This is a genomic window from Maridesulfovibrio spiralis (SeqCode) (genome assembly GCF_048571135.1).
Lineage (GTDB): Bacteria > Desulfobacterota > Desulfovibrionia > Desulfovibrionales > Desulfovibrionaceae > Maridesulfovibrio > Maridesulfovibrio spiralis.
This window is the reverse complement of the sequence record NZ_CP182344.1, coordinates 4,358,512-4,380,625: the sequence shown is the minus strand read 5'-3', so window position 1 is coordinate 4,380,625 and position 22,114 is coordinate 4,358,512. Positions and strand designations below refer to the sequence as shown.

Annotated in this window: 17 protein-coding genes; 9 read left to right on the top strand and 8 right to left on the bottom strand. The window is 48.8% G+C overall.

Going from position 1 to position 22,114, the window contains the following annotated elements; translation table 11 throughout:
* Nucleotides 1-58: 58 nt before the first annotated feature.
* Complete coding sequence (gene grpE / locus ACNI29_RS19660; RefSeq protein WP_419780065.1) at nucleotides 59-637, bottom strand: nucleotide exchange factor GrpE; 579 nt, start codon at nucleotides 635-637, stop codon at nucleotides 59-61.
* A 143-nt stretch (nucleotides 638-780) separates the two neighbouring features.
* A complete protein-coding gene (locus ACNI29_RS19655; RefSeq protein WP_419780063.1) occupies nucleotides 781-1,992 on the bottom strand; it encodes an aminopeptidase in 1,212 nt (403 codons plus the stop codon).
* 289 nt (nucleotides 1,993-2,281) lie between these two features.
* On the opposite strand from ACNI29_RS19655, the gene ACNI29_RS19650 reads away from it, so the two are divergent.
* Both ACNI29_RS19650 and feoB read left to right on the top strand, forming a co-directional pair.
* Nucleotides 2,282-2,515: a FeoA family protein gene (locus ACNI29_RS19650; protein ID WP_419780062.1), complete on the top strand. Its 234-nt coding sequence runs from the start codon at nucleotides 2,282-2,284 to the stop codon at nucleotides 2,513-2,515.
* Between the two features lie 3 nt (nucleotides 2,516-2,518).
* Nucleotides 2,519-4,699 (top strand): ferrous iron transport protein B, encoded by a 2,181-nt coding sequence (gene feoB / locus ACNI29_RS19645; protein WP_419780061.1) that lies wholly within the window; start codon nucleotides 2,519-2,521, stop codon nucleotides 4,697-4,699.
* Nucleotides 4,700-4,914: 215 nt separating this feature from the next.
* Here the strand turns inward: feoB and ACNI29_RS19640 are convergent, their stop codons facing one another.
* Nucleotides 4,915-5,085, bottom strand: coding sequence for a DUF8462 domain-containing protein (locus ACNI29_RS19640; RefSeq protein WP_163295103.1), 171 nt, complete (start codon nucleotides 5,083-5,085; stop codon nucleotides 4,915-4,917).
* A gap of 277 nt (nucleotides 5,086-5,362) precedes the next feature.
* Between ACNI29_RS19640 and ACNI29_RS19635 the strand changes: the two genes are divergently transcribed.
* Nucleotides 5,363-5,644 carry an amphi-Trp domain-containing protein gene (locus ACNI29_RS19635; RefSeq protein WP_419780060.1) on the top strand — a complete coding sequence of 94 codons (282 nt, stop codon included), beginning with the start codon at nucleotides 5,363-5,365 and terminating at the stop codon, nucleotides 5,642-5,644.
* A 100-nt stretch (nucleotides 5,645-5,744) separates the two neighbouring features.
* Here ACNI29_RS19635 and clpB read toward each other — a convergent pair whose 3' ends face one another.
* The 3 genes from clpB to ACNI29_RS19620 all read right to left on the bottom strand — a co-directional run bounded on the left by clpB (nucleotide 5,745) and on the right by ACNI29_RS19620 (nucleotide 10,056).
* A complete protein-coding gene (clpB, locus tag ACNI29_RS19630) occupies nucleotides 5,745-8,366 on the bottom strand; it encodes an ATP-dependent chaperone ClpB (protein WP_419780059.1) in 2,622 nt (873 codons plus the stop codon).
* Between the two features lie 367 nt (nucleotides 8,367-8,733).
* Nucleotides 8,734-9,048: a chaperone modulator CbpM gene (locus tag ACNI29_RS19625; protein ID WP_419780058.1), complete on the bottom strand. Its 315-nt coding sequence runs from the start codon at nucleotides 9,046-9,048 to the stop codon at nucleotides 8,734-8,736.
* Nucleotides 9,049-9,060: 12 nt separating this feature from the next.
* Entirely contained in the window at nucleotides 9,061-10,056 is a 996-nt protein-coding gene (locus tag ACNI29_RS19620) for a DnaJ C-terminal domain-containing protein (protein ID WP_419780057.1), read from the bottom strand.
* A 348-nt stretch (nucleotides 10,057-10,404) separates the two neighbouring features.
* Here ACNI29_RS19620 and ACNI29_RS19615 point away from each other — a divergent pair, with 348 nt between their 5' ends.
* Both ACNI29_RS19615 and ACNI29_RS19610 read left to right on the top strand, forming a co-directional pair.
* A complete protein-coding gene (locus ACNI29_RS19615) occupies nucleotides 10,405-14,316 on the top strand; it encodes a FecR domain-containing protein (protein ID WP_419780056.1) in 3,912 nt (1,303 codons plus the stop codon).
* A gap of 58 nt (nucleotides 14,317-14,374) precedes the next feature.
* Nucleotides 14,375-15,145, top strand: a complete 771-nt coding sequence (locus tag ACNI29_RS19610; RefSeq protein ID WP_419780055.1) for an SPOR domain-containing protein — start codon at nucleotides 14,375-14,377, stop codon at nucleotides 15,143-15,145.
* A 27-nt stretch (nucleotides 15,146-15,172) separates the two neighbouring features.
* On the opposite strand, the gene ACNI29_RS19605 is transcribed toward ACNI29_RS19610, so the two are convergent.
* The gene (locus tag ACNI29_RS19605; RefSeq protein ID WP_419780054.1) at nucleotides 15,173-15,904 is read right to left on the bottom strand and encodes a rhomboid family intramembrane serine protease; all 732 of its coding nucleotides are present in this window, start codon (nucleotides 15,902-15,904) and stop codon (nucleotides 15,173-15,175) included.
* A 355-nt stretch (nucleotides 15,905-16,259) separates the two neighbouring features.
* Nucleotides 16,260-17,909 (bottom strand): dephospho-CoA kinase, encoded by a 1,650-nt coding sequence (gene coaE, locus ACNI29_RS19600; RefSeq protein WP_419780053.1) that lies wholly within the window; start codon nucleotides 17,907-17,909, stop codon nucleotides 16,260-16,262.
* A gap of 197 nt (nucleotides 17,910-18,106) precedes the next feature.
* Here coaE and upp point away from each other — a divergent pair, with 197 nt between their 5' ends.
* From upp to ACNI29_RS19580, 4 genes are all read left to right on the top strand, one after another.
* Nucleotides 18,107-18,733 carry a uracil phosphoribosyltransferase gene (gene upp / locus ACNI29_RS19595; RefSeq protein WP_419780052.1) on the top strand — a complete coding sequence of 209 codons (627 nt, stop codon included), beginning with the start codon at nucleotides 18,107-18,109 and terminating at the stop codon, nucleotides 18,731-18,733.
* A 60-nt stretch (nucleotides 18,734-18,793) separates the two neighbouring features.
* A complete protein-coding gene (locus tag ACNI29_RS19590; RefSeq protein ID WP_419780051.1) occupies nucleotides 18,794-20,047 on the top strand; it encodes a uracil-xanthine permease family protein in 1,254 nt (417 codons plus the stop codon).
* 193 nt (nucleotides 20,048-20,240) lie between these two features.
* Nucleotides 20,241-21,323: a tRNA 2-thiouridine(34) synthase MnmA gene (gene mnmA / locus ACNI29_RS19585; RefSeq protein WP_419780050.1), complete on the top strand. Its 1,083-nt coding sequence runs from the start codon at nucleotides 20,241-20,243 to the stop codon at nucleotides 21,321-21,323.
* 18 nt (nucleotides 21,324-21,341) lie between these two features.
* Nucleotides 21,342-21,923: a GNAT family N-acetyltransferase gene (locus tag ACNI29_RS19580; RefSeq protein ID WP_419780049.1), complete on the top strand. Its 582-nt coding sequence runs from the start codon at nucleotides 21,342-21,344 to the stop codon at nucleotides 21,921-21,923.
* Nucleotides 21,924-22,114 lie beyond the last annotated feature (191 nt).

Genomic DNA, 22,114 nt, shown 5'->3' with positions numbered 1-22,114 from the left:
ATTTACTGCATTAAATTTAATGCCTGATTTCAGGTTGTAAAGAGTCAGGCTCTAAAAATTAGGATAATTTATTAACCATTACTTTGGCAGGACGAATTACGCGTTCTTTAAGAACATAACCGCGCTGCATAATCTGGGCAATGGAGTTGTCGGGAAGATCCGCATTTTGTGCCATGCCCATGGCTTCGTGAAAATTGGGGTCGAATTCTTCTCCGACTTTACCGACAGCCTTGAGGCCGTGTTTGCCGAGGGTTTCCAGAAACATTTTTCTGGTCATGTCCACGCCGATTACGAAATCCTTGCAGGCGTCAAGGTTCTGGGCGTGATTGAGTGCGAGGTCGAGGTTGTCCAGCACGGGCAGCAGGTCGGAAAGGATGGAGTCTGCCGCGAACTTTTTCAGTTCTTCAGTTTCGCGGGCAAGTCTCTTTTTAATATTTTCCGTTTCTGCCAGTGCGCGCAGCCGTTCTTCCTTAGCTTCTCCCATAACATCGCATGCGGGGCATACATGTTCCCGGCAGAGGGCTTTGAGTTCGTCTTCGCTTAAAGTCACTTCGTTCTCAGCTTCCGCAGTTTCTTCTGTTTCAGTCGCTGCGGTTCCCTGTTCATTCATTTCTTTATTATCTTCTTTTCCAGACATGGACTCTCCGGTGTCATGAATTAGCGGCCTGATACCTTAAAAAAGGACAGTCAGACCGCACAATTAGACAAATAAGCATCCCGCATATCTTGTCAACACATGAAACGGGATCAAAAGGTATTTTTTTTGAGGTTCTTGGCTTTTTAGTCCAATTTGAACCGTCCGTTCTCGTAAATAGTCACTTTTTTGCCATCCGCAAGGTTTGCAGTGACCTTTTTTTCTTCTGTGTTAACCAGATCCCAGTGAATGGAGGAGGTGTTGAATCCGAGGGAGTCCATCATCATTTTGTCCAGAATCTCCGGCGGTCCCGCAAATGTTTCGCTCAGAGATTGGCCCAGCGCAATGTGGCAGCTGCCGTGTTCGCCGCCGAAATTCTCATCCAGAATGGTCTGGGCCATGAAGTGGTCCACCCGTGAAATGGAAGCATCGGTCAGCGCGAACTCGCCAACGCGGCGCGCACCACCATCCACCCGGAGCTGGTCAAGCAGCAGTTTTTCCCCACCCATGGCTTTTGCCCGCATGGCGATGCCGTCCATGAATTCTATCTGCACACCGTAGGTAGCTTTATCCATATATAATGATGGCAGGTCCGCGAAGTAGATTCCGTTCACAGTGCGGCAGTCCGGGGAGATGTAGATTTCATATCCGGGAATATTTTCGCCGGCTGCTCCCTGCCAGCGTCTGTTTTCACCGGGCGAGAAAAAGAGGTCGCAAAGTTCGGATTGCATGCGGATGGTCTTGATGTCCATTGAAGTCAGCCAATGGGCGATTTCGTTGGTGCGCTCGGATATTTTCTGCCATTCGCGGGCCGGATCAGGCATATTCAGGTAGCAGGCCCGCATCAATCTTGAAGTGTAGTCGTCAATGGAAAGGCTTGATTTTTCCGCCAGCGCCGGGGTGGGATAGACACATTCGGTCCAGGCAAGCTTGCCGTGTAGTTTGCGTTTTTCTATTGTCTGGAGGTAAGTCCGGGAAGCGTTACGGTTTTCCATGATGGAGCGCGGGTCGATTTCGGTCATAGCCTCTATTTCTTCCGGGGCATGAATGCGGATTACTCCGGATGCCTGTGAGTATAATTCTTCTTTTCCCGGGGGGTGAAAAGTCAGCTGCCCGTAGCTGGAATTGATATACAGTTCTGCTCTCATTGCCGGTGTCAGTCCGGTTTCCATGACCGGATGCAGATGCTTTTCGATCAGCAGCGCAAACAGGGCTTCGGCCAGCGGTGTTGCAAGGTAGTCATATTTTATGATGACGATGTCTTTATTTTTCAGCCCGTTTTTTTTCCGGCTGTTTAAGGCCCAGAGGAGGACTTTCGCATATTGGCGCAGGTCTTCGTAAGAGATTCTGTTTTTCATATAAAAAAGATGTGGGTTAGAAGGATACTTGGTCTGTTAACTTTAATGTTTACCTCTAATCTAATCTACTAGAAAATTAATTATATCTGGTTGACGGACAATGATGCATACTTGAAAAGTATGATTTTGATTGTGAGGAAAGTTACAATGTAAATAATTGCGTATGAGATTGACTTTCAATCATGAGCGTGGCTAAGTAACGGATTCTAATCTCGGCTGGAGTAGACTGGCCGTTGTTGATAATGCCATTCATAATCAAGTTGTCAAGATATAAGGTCTAAGGGGAGTTATGTCTGTATCACTCAGAACTATGAAAAAGGACCAGAAGGGTGTTGTTGTTGCGGTTAATGCCAGCGGTGAACTCGGCCGCCGCATCCGTGACATGGGTCTTGTGCCCGGCACTGAATTCATGGTTGTAGGCCGTGCGCCTCTTGAAGATCCTGTTGCCCTGCGCATGAAGGGATTTACTTTGACCCTGCGTAATAATGAAGCTGATTACATTGTAGTCAAGCCGGAGGATTAGGCTATGGGTAAGGAATATTTTGTAGCGGTTTCCGGGCAGCCTAACTGTGGGAAAAGTACCATGTTTAACGCCCTGACTGGGGCTACGGCGCGCGTAGGCAACTATCCGGGTATCACTGTAGATCGTACCGAAGGGCGTTATTGTACTCCTGAGTTCTGCGCAAATCTCGTGGATTTACCGGGAACATATTCCCTTACTTCTTATTCAATGGAAGAGGTGGTCGCCCGTGACGTGATTGTTGATGAAAAACCCGATGTGGTTATCAACATGCTTGATGCCACTTCGCTTGAGCGTTCCCTCTACCTTGCCGTGCAGTTTATGGAGATCGGTGTTCCTGTTGTTCTCGGTCTGAACATGATGGATGAGGTTCGCAAGAAGGGCATCCGCATTGATTCCAATAAACTTTCCGAGTTGATGGGTGTTCCGGTTGTGGAATGTGTGGCCCGAAGGGGAATCGGAAAGGAAGAACTCATGGAGTCCGTGCAGTCGGTTGTAGAAGCAACTGAAGGCGAATGGAGTCCGGTTAATATTTCTTACGGCCACGATCTTGATCCTGTTATCGAAGAGATGACCGAGCTGATCGTGGAACACAACTTCATGACCGACCGCTATGATCCTCACTGGCTGGCGGTTAAATATCTTGAAGAAGATGAAATTGTTATCAAAAACGGCCGCAAAACCGGTCCGCTGTCAGAGCAGCTTGAAGAAAAGGTTCAGAAAGTCTCGGAACATATCCAGAAAACCCTGAATACTTATCCCGAAGCAGTATTGGCTGACTATCGTTACGGCTTCATCAACTCAATCCTGAAGCAGGGTGTCATCAGCCGTGAAGATAACCTGCGCTTTGATTTTTCCGACAAGGTAGATCTTGTACTGACTCATAAATTTCTTGGTCCTGTGCTCATGCTGCTGATCATGTACGGTATGTTCTACATTACTTTCAATGTCGGCGCTGTGCCGCAGGGTTGGGTGGAAGACGGCTTTGCATGGCTTTCCAATACCATCGGTTCTTTGTTGCCGGACGGCTTGCTCAAATCCATGATCACCTCCGGGGTGATTGACGGTGTTGGAGCAGTTATGGGTTTTACCCCGTTGATCCTGATCATGTTCGCCATGCTGGTTTTCCTTGAAGACCTTGGCTACATGGCTCGTGTTTCATATATGGTTGACCGCGTATTCCGTTCATTCGGTCTGCACGGCATGTCGATCATGCCGTTTATCATGTCCGGCGGGCTTCCCGGCGGTTGCGCCGTTCCCGGTGTCATGACCTGCCGTACCCTGCGCAGTCCCAAGGAGCGCATCGCTACCATCCTCACCGCTCCGTTCATGATTTGCGGTGCTAAAACCACGGCTTATCTGATGCTGGTCCGTGCATTTTACCCGGACAACGCAACCACAGTCATGTTCGGCCTTGTGCTGGTTTCATGGCTGCTGGCCCTTTGTTTCGGACGTTTGCTGCGCTGGACTGCGCTTAGGGGTGAGTCCACCCCTTTTGTGATGGAGCTGCCTCCGTATCGTATTCCCACTTTGCACGGGGTTGCCATTCACACCTGGGATAGAGTCTGGGAATACGTGAAGAAGGCCGGTACTGTCATTCTGGCCATCTCGATTCTTATGTGGGCTTTGATGACTTTTCCGCAGCTGCCTGTTGATCAGGTTGCATCTTTTGAAGAGCAGCGAGTTCAGGTTGCCGAGCAGAGCGCCGCGTGGTCTGGAACCGCAGAGGAAAAAGAGACGAAAGTGGCCGAGGCTTTGGCGCAGATCAGCTATAATGAAGGTGAAGCGGCCCTCAAGCATTCTTACGCCGGGCGTCTCAGTGAAGCCATTTCTCCGGTAACAGACGTCGCCGGATTCCCGTGGCAGGCCAATATTGCCTTTATTGGCGCGTTTGCTGCCAAGGAAGTATTTGTCTCCACCATGTCCACAGCTTATTCGCTTGGTGAAGAAGATCCGGAAGAGCCTCTCTCGCTCAGTGAAAAGATCGCAGCGGATAAGGCTTGGACTACCCCGGTAATCTGGTCGGTGTTCATATTCCTGATGGTCTATGTGCCGTGTATGGTTACAGTGGCGGTAATCGCCCGTGAGACGAACTGGAAATGGGCTACGTTCTCAGTGTTCGGGTCGCTTGCTTTCGGCTACACACTCTCAGTGATTATTTATCAGGTCGGGAGTTTGTTAGTTTAGAAGATGCCTCCGGCGGCCCTTCCAAATTTTTTAGTTTGGCTTCGCCGTGTAAATTTTTGAATATGTTTAATTTTAATGGCCGCAACCTATTCAGGTTGCGGCCATTTTTTTCATTGCTCTAATGCAAATAGCAAAAGGCGGGATGTTCGGGTGGTAACGAACATTCCGCCTTTTTTGCTAGGGTGTGAGTGGTTTATGAGGTGATTAGAAATTTTTTAAAGAGGCTCGTAGTAACAGCGTTTGGGGCTGTGTACTTTACCAGCTTCTCTGAGGGCTTTGATAGCTTTGGAAACATCTTTGGATTCTTCGCCGATTGCTTTTGCAACATCACCGGGACGAACGGGCTTACCTGCTTCTTTCATTGCTTCGAGGACTTTATCTTGCATTTGGAATCTCCTTATTTGTTGCTGTTGATAACTATTACTAGTTTGGTTGTTGTCTGTTGTCAACAAGAAAATATAATTAGTTGTGAAGAATTATCTAAAGATCAGGAGCATAGAAGGTAGGCTGCTTTGATTGATATCTCACACAATCTGGACATGTGTGATGACTTTTGATTTATTAGGTTAATGATTTGAAATCGGGATTTCAGTCAAATAGATGAAAATTTTTCTGGTTGAAAGTTGCATCTAATCCAGATGTGAAATTTTTCAGGAGGTAGCGATGGGTAAAGAAGTTGTGTTATTTAAGAGTGAAGAGAAAAAAACTGCTGCTGAGGCCGCAGAGGTGTTGCGTCTTGTGGCAGATAGGGTTGAGTCCGGGAAATTGATTTTGTCCGCTGGTGGTGAACCGGTCGAGCTTGAAATTCCGGGGCAGGTCACTCTGGAGATTAAGGCTGAAGAAGAAACAGGTTCCAGCGGTAAGGTAAAGCGGTCACTGGAACTTGAAGTAGAATGGGCAGTGGGGGATGATGTTGGTTCTGGTGGGGGAGTGAGTATTGGTTGATTGTATATTGAGGACGAAGCTTATTAAAAGGTTTTGGGATTCTTAAACCCTTTTGTAAAAGGGTTTAAGGCCCCCGGCAGGGCCGCCGGAGGCCTTTATCTTATTCAGTTTTAAATTCCAAACCATCATCGCCTGCATCAATATTGATGAGGTGTTCCTCACGCAGTTCTCCGCCGATAATCTTCTTCGCCAGCGGGGTTTCCACGTGGGACTGCAGGTATCTGCGCAGCGGCCTTGCTCCATAGATTGGGTCGTAGGACGCATGGGCGATGAATGCCTTGGCCTTGTCAGTGACTTTCATGGACATCTTCTGTTCTTCAAGACGCGCACTCAGTCCGGCAAGTTGCAGGTCTACAATCTTGACAAGATCTTTTTCAAGCAACGGTTTGAAGAGCACTGTTTCGTCAACGCGGTTCAGGAATTCCGGGCGGAAGTGGTTGCGCAGAACGTTCATTACGCCGTCCTGAACACCGTTCTTGAATTCACCGTTTTCTTCAATTCCTTCAAGCATCAGCTGGGAGCCGAGGTTCGAAGTCATGATGATGATGGTGTTCTTGCAATCCACGGTGCGGCCCTGTGAATCTGTGATTCTCCCGTCGTCGAGGATTTGCAGCAGCACGTTGAATACATCGCTGTGCGCTTTTTCGATCTCATCAAAGAGCACCACGGAGTATGGCTTGCGGCGGATCGCTTCGGTGAGCTGTCCGCCTTCATCATAGCCGATATAGCCCGGAGGAGCTCCGATGAGCCGTGCCACGGCGTGTTTCTCCATGTATTCGGACATATCCATGCGGATGATGTTTTCTTCACTGTCAAATAGAGCTTCAGCCAGAGCCTTGCATAGCTCGGTTTTACCGACCCCGGTGGGACCGAGGAAGATAAATGAACCGATAGGCCGGGAGGGGTCTTTAAGTCCCGCACGGGCGCGCAGTACCGCTTCGGATACAGCACGGACCGCATCATCCTGCCCGATTACCCGATCATGCAGGATTTCTTCAAGCCGGAGCAGCTTTTCGCGCTCACCTTCCACAAGGCGGCTTACCGGGATTCCGGTCCAGCGCGAGATGATTCCGGCGATGTCGTCCGGGCCGACAAATTCCTTGAGCAGACGTTTGCTGTCCGCAGTGACTTTGTCTTCTTCGCCTTCGATGTTGCTTTCAATCCCTTCAAGCTGTTTTTCAAGAGCGAGCAGGGTGGAGTATTTCAGTTCTGCAGCGCGGTTGTAATCAAGGCTGCGTTCTGCAGTTTCTATGTCGAGTTTGGTCTTTTCGATCTGGGCTTTAAGGTTGCGCACCGTGTCGATGGAGCCTTTTTCCTTTTCCCATTGTTCGACCAGCTCGGACTGCTTGATTTTCATCTCGGTGAGGGAATCTTCCAGCTTGGAAAGACGCTCACGGGATGCCGCATCTTCTTCTTTGCGCAGTGCTTCGCGCTCGATTTCAGCCTGCAGGATCTGGCGGTTGATCTTATCCAGTTCGTAGGGCTGGGAGTCGATCTCGGTCCTGATCATTGCTGCGGCTTCATCGATGAGGTCGATGGCTTTGTCCGGCAACTGTCGTTCAGTAATATAACGGGCAGAAAGTCCGGCTGCTTCTACCAGCGCACTATCGCTTATGCGAACACCGTGGTGTACTTCAAAGCGTTCCTTAAGACCGCGCAGGATTGAGATGGTGTCCTCAATTGTCGGTTCCTCGACCAGAATGGTCTGGAAACGGCGTTCAAGGGCCGGGTCCTTCTCAATGTACTTGCGGTATTCGTCAGTAGTTGTCGCGCCGATGCAGTGCAGTTCGCCACGGGCCAGCATGGGCTTGAGCAGGTTTCCGGCATCCATCGCTCCGTCGGTTTTACCCGCGCCGACAATGGTGTGGATTTCATCAATAAAGATAAGGATCTGACCTTCGGATTCCTGAACTTCCTTAAGCACGGCCTTGAGCCGTTCTTCGAATTCACCGCGATATTTTGCGCCCGCAATGAGCGCACCCATGTCGAGCATGAATACGGTCTTGTCTTTCAGTCCTTCGGGAACATCCTGTTTGACGATGCGCTGGGCCAACCCCTCGATAATGGCGGTTTTACCGACCCCGGCTTCACCGATTAGGATAGGGTTGTTCTTGGTCCGCCGGGAAAGGATGCGGATTACGCGCCTGATTTCGGAATCTCGCCCGATGACTGGATCAAGCTTGCCCTTGCGGGCTTCTTCAACCAGATCGCGGCCATATTTTTTGAGCGCATCATAGGTGGCTTCAGGATTGTCAGTGGTCACGCGCTGGTTGCCCCGGATGGAGGTCATGGCTTCCAGAACCTTGTCCTTGGTCAGGCCGAAAGTCTTGTTGACCCTGCCTGCCCCGGTGGAACCGTGCTCATCCATGATGGCAAGGAACAGGTGTTCTACGCTGATGAATTCGTCCTGCATGCGCTGGGCAATTTCTTCAGAGGCAACAATAATCCTGTTCAACCGCTGGGTGACAAACACCTGTCCGGGCTGGGCGCCGGGACCGCTGACACTGGGCAGTTTACGGATTTCGTCTTCAACGGCATTTTTATAGGCCGCAGGATCAATGGATGATTTCTGGAGAATTTTGGAAACAATTCCTTTTTCCTGCTCAATAAGGGCGAGGAGGAGGTGTTCCACTTCTATCTGCTGCTGACCGTTTTTTACAGCCAGAGATTGTGCCGCAGCAATCGCGTCGTTAGTTTTCTGTGTGAATTTGTTCGGATCCATATAAAGTCTCCTTTTTGCTTTATCTTAATTGACTTGCATTCAAGATTCACAACTCATTTCAGGTAGTCTGCCTGAAATCCGGACGCACTTCTACTGTTCTCAGAGGGGAGGGCGTGTCCTCCCCTCTGAGTTTATGCTGCGTTTTAGGCAGGAGTCTGAATCCTGTAGAAAGATCGCAAGTCATTGCTTTCTTTTAGCCTCCGGCGGCTTAAACCCTTTTTATTGCGCCCCTTCCTGGGGCTTACCCCTTCGGGCGGTGCTTTCAGGCACCGGGCAAATCCGCTGTCCTGCAGATTTGTGCTAAAAGGGTTTAAGAATCCCAAAACTTTTTAATAAGCTTCGCTGCTGCCGTATGGCTGATTGTTCGTTATATCAATTTTTTCATTTCTTCGATCTGGGTTTCGAGTTTTTCCACCCTGTCGAGCAGGTCAATAATAATTGATCCGCCTATGGGGGTGACTTCCAAATCTTTGCAGAGCCTTGAGAGCTTAGTCATGCGATACAGATCGCGGGTCTCGAAGAGAAAATGACCGTCCCCGGTGGTTCCGGGCCGCACCCATTCCATGCTGATCAGTTCCATGACCACGGTTTCCTCCAATCCGGTCATTTCAATAACCTGAGTGATAACCAGTCTCTTGGAGCTGCTGGGAGGCTGCGCTTCGGTTCTTTTATTAATTTCCATAGCGGGCCTCCTTTAGAATGAGCGGGGTGAGAAGTCGGACTTTTCAGCCAGTTCTTCCCAGAGTTTTTTCATTTCATCGGTCTCGGCCTTGGGAACCTGAATCATGATGCGCACAAACTGATCGCCTTTGTTGGCTCCGGTTCCGAGTCCGCGTCCTTTAATCCTGAGTTTCTTACCGCTGCCAAGTCCTGCGGGAATATTCATTTCTACCATACCGTCGAGGGTAGGCAGCTTGAATTTACCGCCCATAACCGCTTCCCAGGGGGCAAGGTGCAGGTCGAGGATGATGTTGTTGTCTTCAACCTTGAAATGTTGGTGGGCAGCGAACTTGACTTTCAGGTACAGATCGCCGCGCGGTCCGTCGTGCTGTCCGGGGGAACCCTGACCGGAAAGCCTTATTTTCTGGCCTTCCTTGATTCCTGCGGGGATTTTGACATCCAGAGTCTTTGACTGCACCATGGGATGTCCGCCCGGTCCGGTTGCCTTTTCCTGCACGGTGATGGATTTTGGCCCGCCCTTGTATGCTTCCTCAAGGGTCAGAAGCAGGGTGGTTTCGGAGTTCTCTCCTTTGCGCGGACGCTGCTGCTGGTGGAAACCTCCACCGCCGAACCCTTGCGCTCCACCGAAACCTCCACCGCCGAAGTTTGCGCCACCGCCGCCGAAAATGGTTTCGAAAAAGTCGCTGAAATCACCGCCGCCGGCACCGTCGAATCCTTGGAATCCGCCACCGCCGAAGTTCATGTTCTCATAGCCCGGAGGCGGACGGAAATTCTGCCCGTGTTCCCAGTCCGCGCCGAACTGGTCGTACATCTTGCGCTTTTCCGGGTCCTTGAGAACTTCGTAAGCTTCGTTGATTTCCTTAAACTTCCTTTCAGCGTCCTCGTTGTCCGGGTTCAAGTCCGGGTGGTATTGCCTAGCCAGCTTTTTGAAAGCCTTGGCAATCTCATCCTTGCTTGAGGACCGTGAAACTCCCAGAAGTTTGTAGTAATCCTTATATTTCACGCTCATCTTGTAATTACTCCTTGAGTGATTGGGCGATTAGTTTCTGTTCGCCACTCTATCAAAGTAATTCAGTCTTCGCGCAAGTCAAGCGTAATAATTGAATTTAGGTTATGGTGGGCAGAATTTTGCTTATTGCTTATGATGTAACAGTATTTTGATTTGTATTTTTTGGGTGAGAGTGAGTGCATACTCTATGGTTTTGAAATATAGATTCTTTTATGTGTTTTTTGCGGTTTTAGAGGTTTCACCATCTTGTGTGGATGTTAAATTTTGTTTAATAAGATTAAGAAATGTTTTTTGAAGTCGACCTAACTTTCTTAGATTATATATTTTTGTTTTACATGGATTGAACTAATGCCGGATAATTCTTCATATGAAATTGGAAAGATTGTAGCCGTTAACGGTGAAGCTTTTGCGGAATCCGAGTCCGGTTTGCGTCCTTTGCAGGCCGGAAGCTCCATTTTTGAAGGTGAAGAGCTGGTTACCGGGGCAGATTCCAATCTTGAAGTGCGCTTTGTGGATGATACCCTGCTTTCTCAGGGCGAAGATTCGCGCATTTCCCTTGATGATTATGCTTTTGACCCTTCCGGTGAAGAGCTTTCGGACTACATGGTCAATATCACCGAAGGTACTTTCCGTATGGTTACCGGTAAAATTGCGGAGCAGAACCCCGAGCGGTTCAAGGTCGGAACCCCGCTTGCTACCATCGGTATCCGTGGCACCACCACTGTTCATGAAGTTATTCCGGGACAGGGCGAGAAACACGGTATCGAAGAGATTCACAGTGGCCGGGCATTGATAGTTCAAGGTTTCGACGGTCAGATCCGCCAGATTTCACAGTCCCAGAACATTGTTGATGTTTCATCCTCCGGTCAGCTCGGTGCTGTGCGTTCATTTTCTGTTCAGGAATTTAATACTTTCCGTGAGATCGCGCCTGCCAACATCCGCGAAGAGCAGGACATCAGGCGTGAACGTCAGGAAGAGCGAGAGCGTAATGATGCTCCTGACGATGCTCCTGACGATGCTCCTGACGATCAGCCGCAGGAGCAGGCATCCGGGGATGAGCCGCAGGATGACGATGCACAGCCGCAGGAGCAGCTGGTCCAGAGTGACGGTCCCCTGCCTGGTGATATTGTTCCTGGCGGTGGTGATATCGAAGATGTGCGCGGCGGAGTTATTGACCCTGAACATGGGGTGTTGACTGACGATGGTTTTGGCGCGTTGGCCGATGATAGGGATTTTGAGGGCGATAAGCTCCGGGGTGACCCCAAAGAGCTGGGAGAAAAGAATCAACCTCAGGGAAAGGAAGAGTCGCCGCTTGATGAAGAAGAAGTAGATGGTGAGGGTGAAGGTGAGGGAGAAGGTGAAGGCGGCGAAGCCGGAGAAGTTCCGAACCCTGAAGATCTGGAAAAAGAGCTGAAACCTGAGGGCGGAGAAAAAGACGGCGAAGATGATATACTGGACGATGAAAATTTAAACACTAGCGGCGATACCCCGCAGCAAAGTAGCGATGATGATTCCGGCAGCTCTGAGGAATCTCCAACCCCCATCATTCCTGTTGAGGGTTCATCTACCGGTGATTCTGACAGCTCGGATAGCGGCAGCTCTGGTAGCGGAGGTGGTGAGGCCGGCAGTTCGTCCTCTTCCCAGATTGTTTTTACTGGAGACGATAACCCAAACAATATTCAGGGTAATGAGCTGGCAAACACCATTTTCGGCTACGGCGGTACTGACCGGCTCGAAGGTCTGAGCGGCAATGATACCATCTATGGCGGTTCCGGTGATGACTCCATCTACGGCGGTAATGGCGATGATACCATCTATGGCGGGACAGGCAGCAATACCCTTGATGGTGGTGCAGAAGTCCGTGAGGGGCAAAGGAATGTTCTTTCATATAAAGACCTGACAGACGGTAGCGGAGTTAACCTTAATGTCGCTACCCATTTTGCCACCCATAGCAGTGAATCCGGTATTGATACATTTCAAAATTTTCAAGGTTACGAAGGTACCAACCATAACGACACCATGACCGGTGGTGGCTCGGACAACAGCCATTTTCTGGATACCCTTGGGGATGATACCTATATTCAGGGTGCTCCTGCGGGTGAGTACGATGTTGTTTCATATGAGTTTGTAAGTAAAGATATCAGCACCGGTGTTAATATCAATCTGGAAGCGCAAACAGCGCAAGGTGCATCCGGTAACGATACTTATACCAACATCCAAAGGGTTATCGGAACTGATTACGTCGACCATATTACCGGTTTTACCAGTGCCGGAAAGGATGCCACCATTGAGGGTGGGAAGGGTAATGATGTTCTTGATGGCGGGACCGGTGGCACAGCCAACGAAGTCAGGTATTACAATGCAGAAGGTGCAGTGCAGGTTAATCTGGCAGGTGGAACCGCTACTGGAGCTGACGGCGAAGATACCATAAGTAATTTTCAAAATGTGAGAGGGTCACATTACGATGACCATCTTGTCGGCGATGCTAATAATAACAGGCTTCGTGGCGATGACGGAAACGATACCCTTGAAGGGGGAGGCGGGTCTGACACTTTGAGGGGTGACGTCGGTGAGGATACACTCTACGGAGACAGTGGTAATGACTCTCTATATGGCGGAGCTGGTAATGATACTCTTATAGGTGGAGCCGGGGAAGATTACCTTGATGGTGGTGGCGGTAACGATACCTTTGTATACAATGATATGGGTACGAGTACTGTAACTGCAGAGCGAATGGCTTTTTTCGAAAGCGGTCTTGATACTCTCGAGTTTGCAGGTAGTGCCGGATACAGTGCCAGCGCGGGCTTGGTCCGTGTCACTGGAGCCTATACCGGAACCGGTCCGAATGTCGGTTCAGGAGCGACTTTTGTTTTAGATGATAGCCATCGCCTCTGGTATGATGACAATGGTAATACTGCGGGGGGGCTGCATTTTATCGCAACAATTACTGCCGGAGATGTCAAAGCTTCCGATATAACCGTTGATGGTGCGGCCATCTCTGGAATGACCATTGTCGAAAAAGGTTCAGGTCTTTCGATTATCGGCACTTCCGGTAACGACATAATCACCGGAACCGCAAACGGTGATGAAATTCATGGCATGGGCGGAGATGACACCATCAATGGCGGAACTGGTGAAGACGGAATCTGGGGCGGAGCCGGAAACGATGAGCTTCATGGCGGAACCTCTGCTGGTGATGTTGACCGTGTTATCTATTTTGATGCTACTTCCGGAGTGAATGTTAATCTTGCTGACGGAACAGCAACCGGTGGTGGGGGGAATGATACCTTTGACGGTTTTGAAGGTGTGATCGGATCTAATTATGATGATACCCTGACCGGGGATGCCGGTAACAATACCTTCTGGGGTGCAGGCGGAAATGATGTCATAGATGGCGCTGGCGGTCAGAACATGGTCCGTTATGAAATGGCACTTTCAGGAGTTACTGTTGATCTTTCAGCTAGTTTGGCAACGGGTGAAGGCACCGATACCTTGACCAATATCCAACATGTCAAAGGTTCTGCGCATGGAGACACCATAACCGGTGATACCGGCGCAAACAGGTTATACGGCGAAGACGGAAACGACACCATTTATGGTGGTGACGGCGCCGATACCCTTGATGGCGGACAGGGTCAGGATTACCTTGACGGTGGAGAAGGTAATGATCACATTTTCGCTGAGGCCGGAGATACTGTTTTAGGTGGCAGCGGTTTTGATACCCTTGATCTTAGTGGGGCCAGTTTAGGGGTTGTGTTAGATCTGAATACTAACATGATCGGAAGTGTCAGTGAGATTAATGGTGATCTGAAGCAGATTGAGAATGTAATCGGTTCTATTCATAATGACTCTTTTACCGGACTAAGCACTGATTTAAATGACGCTGCCACTCTTGATGAAACATTCTACAGCGGACGGGGGCATGATTCGATTACCTTGGCTTCTGATCCGTTAAATACTGTTTCAACTGTCCTTAAATATGATCAGTTCAGTGATTCATCCGACTACGATGATATTTTTAACTTTGATTCGGGTGAAGATAAGTTTGCTTTCAAAATGGGGTCAATTGGATTCGAATCTGTAGCGGGAAGCTATGATGGGCAAGCAGGCGTAACTTCGTCAACAGCGGTATTTGTCTTTGATGGGGATGATAACCTTTGGTACGACGCCGATGGTAACACCAGTGCTGGTGGCGAGGTAAAGATTGCCCACGTAACCGGCGAAGATGTTAGCGCAGGCGATATTAATTTCTACTCGTAAAACTATTTTAGCGGAAATGTTGTTTCATTTCACGTTTTGAATTTTTGGAGTGCAACAAGTGCGTTTTTTTGATTTGCGGATATTGGGGTTGGGGCTGCTTTTTGTCTTTTGGACTTTTGGAACAAGTTTTGCCGCAAGCTTGAGTATCCAGAATAAAGGTATTTACGAAGTCGAAGCCGAGCCGAAACCGTTACATAAAGAAGGCGACGTCGTTAAGATCAAAAAATATGTGCTTTCCAAGGAAACAAATGAGATTCCTGCTGTTCCCGGAACCCATTTCGGTTTTGAATATGTTGTGGAAGGAGATGGTGGAGCATCCACTAATATAACCATTTCCTCATATTACGAAGATGAATCCGGGGAATTGCAGAAGGTTGTACATACTGAAATTCCAGTAAAAGTTAAAGGCGGCCAGAAGCATTATCTGGGCTGGAATCTGCAGGATGATGAACTTAAATTTTCAGCATGGGAATTTAAATTCAGCTACCCGTATTCAAAATACTGCACTTTTAAAGTTGCCCAGCCCCGCAAGCCTGAGATGGGACAGGCAGAAACATTTTCTGTTCTTGGCGGTGTTGTGACCAGATATCTGGTTCGTGACGGCATTTATTCCCGGTTGAGCGAAGCAAAGTCCAGAAAGGCGGAGCTGAAAGAGCAGGGGTACAGTCCTTTTCTCTTCGGGCGTATACATAAAAACGACCGCTACTATTACCATTTGTTTGTCAGTATGCATGGCACTGAGGAAGAGGCCCAAAAAGATCTAGAGAAATATGTGAGTGCCAGCAATTCAGATGCTGAAATTGAAAAGGCCGAGATCTCATTGGATTAGCGGACTTTGATCTTGTCGTGCTGCGGGCTAAAAATCTTCCGGCAGTTCGTAATCTTTTTTTTCCGGAACGTAGCAATAAACACAGCGGTCTTTTTTTACAAAAAAACGGATCAATATCATTCCGGCTACGAAACCGCCAACATGTGCGGCCCACGCAACTTTTTGCGTACCTTCTGCAAAATGACTGGTTACGCCTGAAAAGACTTGGATAAAAAACCATAATCCCAGAAATAGAGCTGCCGGAATCTTGAAGAAAAATGGTATGATGATGACCGGGAACAGGGTCAGAACCTGCCCGTGCGGGTAGAGCAGCATATATGCACCCATGATTCCGGCTACTGCTCCAGAGGCCCCTATGACAGGTGCACTGGCAGATGGGTTGATCACCATTTGTACTGCAATGGCGATGATCCCGCAGATCACATAAAATATGATAAATCTGCCATGTCCCATTGCATCCTCAATATTGTCGGCAAAAATCCATAGCATCCACAAATTCAAGATAATATGCAGCCAGCCGCTGTGCAGGAACATGTAGGTGAACAGCGGCAGAAAACCTGAATCGGGATATCCTGCTGCTACAGCCCATTCAGGTTGGAAAAATCTGGCCGGAACTACGCCCAGTAGATGGAAAAGTGCAAGCCTTCCTTGCGGTGTCAGCATTTGCTCAAACAGGAAGACCGCAATATTTGCGATTATAATTCCGCGCAGCATATATGGTTTTATCAGGCAGGGGACGTTGTCGCGGATGGGAATCATGAAACACCTTTTCTTCGTAGTAGCTTGATTTTGATAAGTTCAAATAGAACTCTATCAGAAAAGAAAACTGATCTCTATGGTGCTGAGGACCAAAAAAAGACCCCCGTCGCATAAATGCGACGGGGGCGTGACGAGATTGAGTTGGTAGGTAAACTAGGGGTACTCACTCCCTAACCGAACCTGATTCCGAAAGCGGGGTTGGACCTTGCGTAGAATTCTTTTTTGTAAAATGGACTTGCATCCTAACAATTAATTTGTGTTCATTCTTCCGACTACAGTCCTGACCACTCGCCTCAGGTCTCACTTATAAAATAACACAGGGAGCTGGTAAGTCAATACTCACTCTCTCGTAAAACTAGACTGTATCGGGATGAAACAGTTTTTTAAGGTAGTTTTCGAATAAACTTTCCTTCTCTTCTCGCTGGGTTCTCAGAACTTCGAGAATGCGGTCTGTTTCCGAATCAATTTTCTTCAGGTCTTCGTCGTTTTCGATGATGGCGGTGCAGCAATCCAGCTTGGATTTCTCGTCCCATTGCCATGAATCGAATACTGCTAGAATTTCCGGGCTGATCCCGCGTTTCTCACGCAGTTCTTCGTTTCTCTTGCTTTCCGGGCAGCGTACACCGACGACGGCATCGACGATTTTTTGAGTATGCCAGCCACCTTCCAGCAGCAGGGGAACTTCGGCAACAGCCAGAGGTTCATCGTTGTGCGCTTTGTAAAATTCCAGCACATCATGTTGCACGATAGGGTGGATAATGCCCATTACTTCCCGGCGCAGATCTGCATTATCTCGCATAGCATTGAACAGTTTCGGTTTGTCCACTGTACCGGTTTCTGAATCAATAAAGCGGTTGCCGAATCTTTGGCGCAGCAACTCCCAGCCAGGACCATCTTTTTCGTAGGAGTGGGCAACTGAGTCATCTGCGCTGAAAGTGGGAATCCCTTTAGCGGCGAGAATCTTGAGTGCAGCAGATTTTCCGCCGCAGGGCATGCCGATGAGGCCGACCCGTTGCACTGATTTATTTAGGGCTTTGAGCATACCGATAAAATCATCCGGCGGTGCTTGTGTGAAACTGAGCTCTTCGCCTGATTCAGGATGCGCAAAAGAAAGGGAGTAGGCATGCAGCATCTGGCGTGTTGCCAGTTCAGCCAGTAGTGGTTCATCCTTAACCAGACGGGCATGTTCCATGGAACCGTAGACCTGATCTCCGAGCAGCGGATGTCCGATGTGGGCCATATGAACCCTGATCTGGTGAGTTCTTCCAGTGAATATTTTTACTTTGACCAGACTTGCACGTTCTTCAGGGTCTGACCAGAGAGTCTCATATTCAGAGCGCGCATCACGACCACCTTTAAGTACGACAGCCATCTTGGTTTTGTGCACTGGGTGTCTGCCCATGGGAGCTTCAATTTCCCCGAAATTACGTTCAGGCACTCCATGCACGATAGCCAGATAAGACTTGCTGACCTCGCGTTCAGCAAAGGCTGTGGACATAGCCAAGCGGTCATGTTCGTTCAGTGCAATGCTGATTAGACCGGAGGTGAATTTATCCAGACGGTGGACGATTCCAGGTCGCCATTCGTCCATATCTTTGATTTCAGGGAAATGGTGAATCATGCGGTGAACAAGTGTGCCGGTAGGGCAGCTGGGGGCTGGATGAGTGGTCAGTCCGGCAGGTTTGTTAATAACAGCGATTTTTCCATCATTAAATATAATTTCCAGCGGCAAATCTTCCGGGACCAGTGAAGTGATTTCAGCTTCACCTTTAAGGGTAAGCTCCTCATTTCCCATGAGCTTCTGGTTCGGCTTTTTGCAGACTTTGCCGTTAATCTCAGCAAATCCGGATTTAATCCAGTCTTTTACTTTGCCTCGGGAAATTCCTTCTTCTTCCAAAACGGTCCCCCAGAATTTATCCAGACGGGTGTTTCGATCAGAAAATCCTGCGGTCTTTTCCCAGAGAAGCTGGTTCTTATTTTCTGTAAAATCTTCATTATTGCACATGTAATTTATTCCATATTGGGTTATATTCGTGTTCAGTGAAAAAAAGTATATTTGTAATTTTCAGTAATGCCAAGTGGATATGGTTTATCTGAAAAATAGTTAAAAAAGATCTTGACTGTCAAAGCTGTGTCTTATAGAAACACGAAGTTTTGACTTTTCGGATTTTATAACAAATAACATGGGATCAAGGAGGCACCGTGGCGGTACATGTGGTAGACCATCCTTTGGTAAGACACAAGCTCGGCATTCTCCGTGAAGACGGCATCAGTACAAGTCGTTTTCGCGCTCTGGCTCAGGAAATTTCCAGATTGCTTACTTATGAAGCAACTAAAGACCTCGCTACCGAGTCCAAAACCATTACTGGTTGGGCAGGTGAAGTTGAGGTTGAGGAAATCAAGGGTAAAAAAATCACCGTAGTTCCTATTCTCAGGGCCGGCCTCGGTATGATGGACGGCGTTCTGGATATGGTTCCGGGTGCCCGCGTCAGTGTTGTCGGCTTCTACCGTAACGAAGAAACTTTGCAGCCTGTCGAGTATTACGTCAAGCTTGCAAGCAATATTGAAGAGCGCATCGCTCTTATTCTTGACCCCATGCTCGCTACCGGCGGAACCCTGCTGGCTACAATCGAACTTCTCAAGAAGGCCGGTTGTACCAACATTAAGGGTCTGTTCCTCGTAGCGGCTCCTGAAGGGATTGAGAAGATCGTAAGCGAACATCCCGATGTGGATATCTACACGGCTTCGATCGACGAAAAACTCAATGATGTAGGATACATTCTCCCCGGTCTCGGAGACGCGGGCGATAAGATATTCGGCACCAAGTAAATGTTTTTAAAGGCACCAGAAACGGTGCCTTTTTTTTGGAAAAAATATACGGAGAAATTAATGAGCACACATAATACTGAGTATAATTTTCGGGCAAAGGATTTTGTCCTCGGCGCGCAGATGCTTTTCGTCGCATTCGGCGCTCTTGTCCTTGTTCCCCTGTTGACAGGACTTGATCCTAACGTTGCCCTTTTTACTGCAGGTGCCGGTACACTTGTTTTTCAGGTAGTAACAAAAGGTAAGATTCCTGTATTTCTGGCTTCTTCTTTTGCCTTTATCGCACCTATTATTTATGGTGTGCAGACTTGGGGGATTCCTTCCACTCTGTGCGGTCTTGCCGCTGCGGGGGTTTTTTATGTCGTGCTCAGTTTCCTGATTCGCTGGCGTGGTACCGATATCCTGAAAAGAGTGCTGCCCCCGGTTGTTACCGGTCCGGTCATCATGGTTATTGGTTTGATCCTTGCTCCGGTCGCGGTGTTCATGGCTGTGGGTAAAACCGGCGACGGCGCAGTCGTGCTGGTTCCTGAAAAGACCGCGTTGATAGTGTCCATGATTTCTCTTTCAGTGACAGTTGCAGTTTCTCTGCTCGGTAAAGGCTGGCTCAAACTGATCCCCATCCTTTGTGGTATTACTGCCGGATATGTTACATCGTTATTTCTCGGTCTGGTTAATTTTGAAGCTGTTGCGGCTGCTCCGTGGATCGCGATGCCTAACTTCACTCTGCCTGAGTGGAACCTCGAAGCAATCCTTTTCATCGTTCCGGTAGCAATTGCTCCGGCAATTGAGCATTTCGGCGATGTGCTTGCCATCAGTTCAGTTGCAGATAAAGATTACGTGAAGGAACCCGGTATTCAGAACACCATGCTCGGTGACGGTCTGGCTACCTCCCTAGCTGCATTTCTAGGCGGACCTCCGAATACCACTTATTCTGAAGTTACCGGTGCTGTCGCACTGATCAAAGTCTTCAACCCCGCAATCATGACCTGGGCCGCAATTGTTGCCATGTCTCTTGCTTTCTGCGGTAAGGTCGGCGCATTCCTGTCCACCATCCCTGTTCCTGTAATGGGTGGTATCATGGTTCTGCTTTTCGGTGCGATTATGGTTGTAGGTATGAACACTCTCGTTCGTGCCGGTGAAGACCTCATGGAAGCACGCAACCTCGCCATTGTGGCTTTGATTGTTATCTTCGGCGTGGGCGGTATGTCTCTGCCCACCCCCTTCAGTGAAGAGTTCAGACTCGGTGGGATCGGCCTTGCCGGTATCCTCGGTGTATTCCTGAACCTTGTGCTGCCGCAGCCGAAGAAAGAAGAATAGCAAATCTCCGGCAGGTGCCGGATTTGTATATAGGATAGACTTGTGAGAGACTTGTCCGGGGACCCATCGGGGGTGTCCGGGCATTTCTCATTTTTTGCTTGCTGGACGTAGGTCCGCTCTGTATTTTGTAACCGGAACGAAGTTTCGCGGTTGATAAATTGTTACAAATAAAAAGTAATTTGTGGAGAATGGGATGGATACAGGGTTTAAATATCCTGAGCTGAATGAGCTTGTCGCCGGGCGTAAAGTCGCAATGGCGGTCAGCGGCGGTGCAGACAGCTTGCTTTCTTTGGTACTGCTGAAAGAGAGCGGGGCGGATGTTATTGCGATCCACGGTTGTTTTCTTGGAAAGGAAAAGGCCGGATTCGCTGTCGCCGGGCTGGAAAAAAGATGTGCGGAGCTGGATGTTCCGCTGCATGTTTTTGATTTTACGGCCGAGTTCGACCGTCTGGTGGTTGAGCCGTTTATTCAGGAATACCTTAAAGGAAATACTCCTAATCCATGCGCTCTTTGCAATCCTGAGATCAAGTTCGGCGTGTTGAATTCCGCGGCGCAGGAACTCGGTGCGGAGTTGATCGGCACCGGGCACTATGTGCGCATTGCTGAAGATGTACGGTACGGAAAAGTGCTGGCCCGTGGTGCGGACCAGTCCAAAGACCAGAGTTATTTTCTTTCCCTTGTTCCGCGCGATTCAGTTCTGAATGCAGTCTTCCCTCTTGGCGGTCATAGCAAGGATCAGACTTATGCTGAGCTTGATAAGCGCAGTGTGGAAATTCCGCTGCCTTCCGAGAGTCAGGAGATCTGTTTTGTCCCTGATGACGATTACCGCCAGTTCCTTATCGACCGTAAAGTGAAGCTTTCCGGACCGGGAATAGCTGTTCTTTCAGACGGCAGTAAAGTCGGTAAACATAAAGGTCTGTGGCGCTATACTCAAGGTCAGCGACGAGGACTTGGTATTTCCTGGAAAGCTCCTCTTTACGTTCTGGATAAGGACATGAAGCGTAATCTGCTCATCGTGGGAACCCGCGACGAGCTGGAGTCTCAGGGGTGCACCGCCGACAGCTTTAATTTTCTCGTGGATTTTGAAGAGTGGCCGGAAACAGTTTCTATCCAGACCCGCTACCGACAGCGATCCAAGCCCGCAAGGGCCGCGCAAGTTGGCAGTAGTATAAAATTTGATTTTATTGAGCCACATTCACGCCCTACGCCGGGACAGATTGTGGCAGTATATACAGAAGAGGGTGCTGTTCTCGGAGGTGGTATCATCCGGGAATAGTCCCGGGAGATATGCGCCGTGTTTATCGAGACGCAAAGATTGATATTAAGGCCCCTGAAGCAAAATGACGCCGTTTTTCTTTCCGGTATGATGAAAGATCCTGATGTTTACAAATTCATCCTGACACAGGAACCGTGGCCTGAAAGAAAGATTGATTCGCTGCTGCAAAAGCAGGAAAAGCTTTTTGCGCGGCAGGGCTACAGCCTTTTTGGTGTTGAAATCAAAGGAAGTGGCGATCTGGCCGGGTATTGCGGGGTTCAACCGCTGGAAGATTTTTCTGAATCGCTGTACGGAGAAGTCGGCATCAGCTGGGTCTTTAAAAAAGATTATTGGGGAGCGGGATTGGCTACCGAATCCGCCTCAGCATTCATTGATTACGCTTACCTGAAAACAGATCTACAGGCCATAAAAGCTCTCATCCATCCTGCTAACCGGGGGTCTGTTCGCGTTGCGTCAAAGCTTGGATTTGAATTCGACGACCTTGTTTTTCGCAACGGCAGATTGCGGATCATGTATTCACTTTCGAAAGACAAGTTCTGTGAAGGGGGTGGCGAGTTGGCTACGCAGGAACAGAAATTTATGCAGCCGGTCTATATTTAAGTTGTGCTGGGTGAGTATTCAGTCATAATCTTAGGAGCTTAAATTGTGCGCGGTCATAGTGTGAAAATTTCCTGATACCAATATTCAAATATTTTATGAATCTTGGGTTGACCTTTGTTTGGCTGGGGAGTATTAACTGATTCCTGAATGGGGTGACAAGTGTGTTGCCTTTCGAACATTTCAGCCCTGAT

What these genes read in the sequence shown, in the direction of transcription:
- ACNI29_RS19655 (WP_419780063.1), bottom strand. Translation starts at nt 1,992, where the DNA reads ATGAAAAACAGAATCTCTTACGAAGACCTGCGCCAATATGCGAAAGTC.
- coaE (WP_419780053.1), bottom strand. Translation starts at nt 17,909, where the DNA reads ATGTGCAATAATGAAGATTTTACAGAAAATAAGAACCAGCTTCTCTGG.
- grpE (WP_419780065.1), bottom strand. Translation starts at nt 637, where the DNA reads ATGTCTGGAAAAGAAGATAATAAAGAAATGAATGAACAGGGAACCGCA.
- ACNI29_RS19635 (WP_419780060.1), top strand. Translation starts at nt 5,363, where the DNA reads ATGGGTAAAGAAGTTGTGTTATTTAAGAGTGAAGAGAAAAAAACTGCT.
- ACNI29_RS19605 (WP_419780054.1), bottom strand. Translation starts at nt 15,904, where the DNA reads ATGATTCCCATCCGCGACAACGTCCCCTGCCTGATAAAACCATATATG.
- mnmA (WP_419780050.1), top strand. Translation starts at nt 20,241, where the DNA reads ATGGATACAGGGTTTAAATATCCTGAGCTGAATGAGCTTGTCGCCGGG.
- ACNI29_RS19625 (WP_419780058.1), bottom strand. Translation starts at nt 9,048, where the DNA reads ATGGAAATTAATAAAAGAACCGAAGCGCAGCCTCCCAGCAGCTCCAAG.
- ACNI29_RS19650 (WP_419780062.1), top strand. Translation starts at nt 2,282, where the DNA reads ATGTCTGTATCACTCAGAACTATGAAAAAGGACCAGAAGGGTGTTGTT.
- ACNI29_RS19640 (WP_163295103.1), bottom strand. Translation starts at nt 5,085, where the DNA reads ATGCAAGATAAAGTCCTCGAAGCAATGAAAGAAGCAGGTAAGCCCGTT.
- ACNI29_RS19590 (WP_419780051.1), top strand. Translation starts at nt 18,794, where the DNA reads ATGAGCACACATAATACTGAGTATAATTTTCGGGCAAAGGATTTTGTC.
- clpB (WP_419780059.1), bottom strand. Translation starts at nt 8,366, where the DNA reads ATGGATCCGAACAAATTCACACAGAAAACTAACGACGCGATTGCTGCG.
- ACNI29_RS19620 (WP_419780057.1), bottom strand. Translation starts at nt 10,056, where the DNA reads ATGAGCGTGAAATATAAGGATTACTACAAACTTCTGGGAGTTTCACGG.
- feoB (WP_419780061.1), top strand. Translation starts at nt 2,519, where the DNA reads ATGGGTAAGGAATATTTTGTAGCGGTTTCCGGGCAGCCTAACTGTGGG.
- ACNI29_RS19615 (WP_419780056.1), top strand. Translation starts at nt 10,405, where the DNA reads ATGCCGGATAATTCTTCATATGAAATTGGAAAGATTGTAGCCGTTAAC.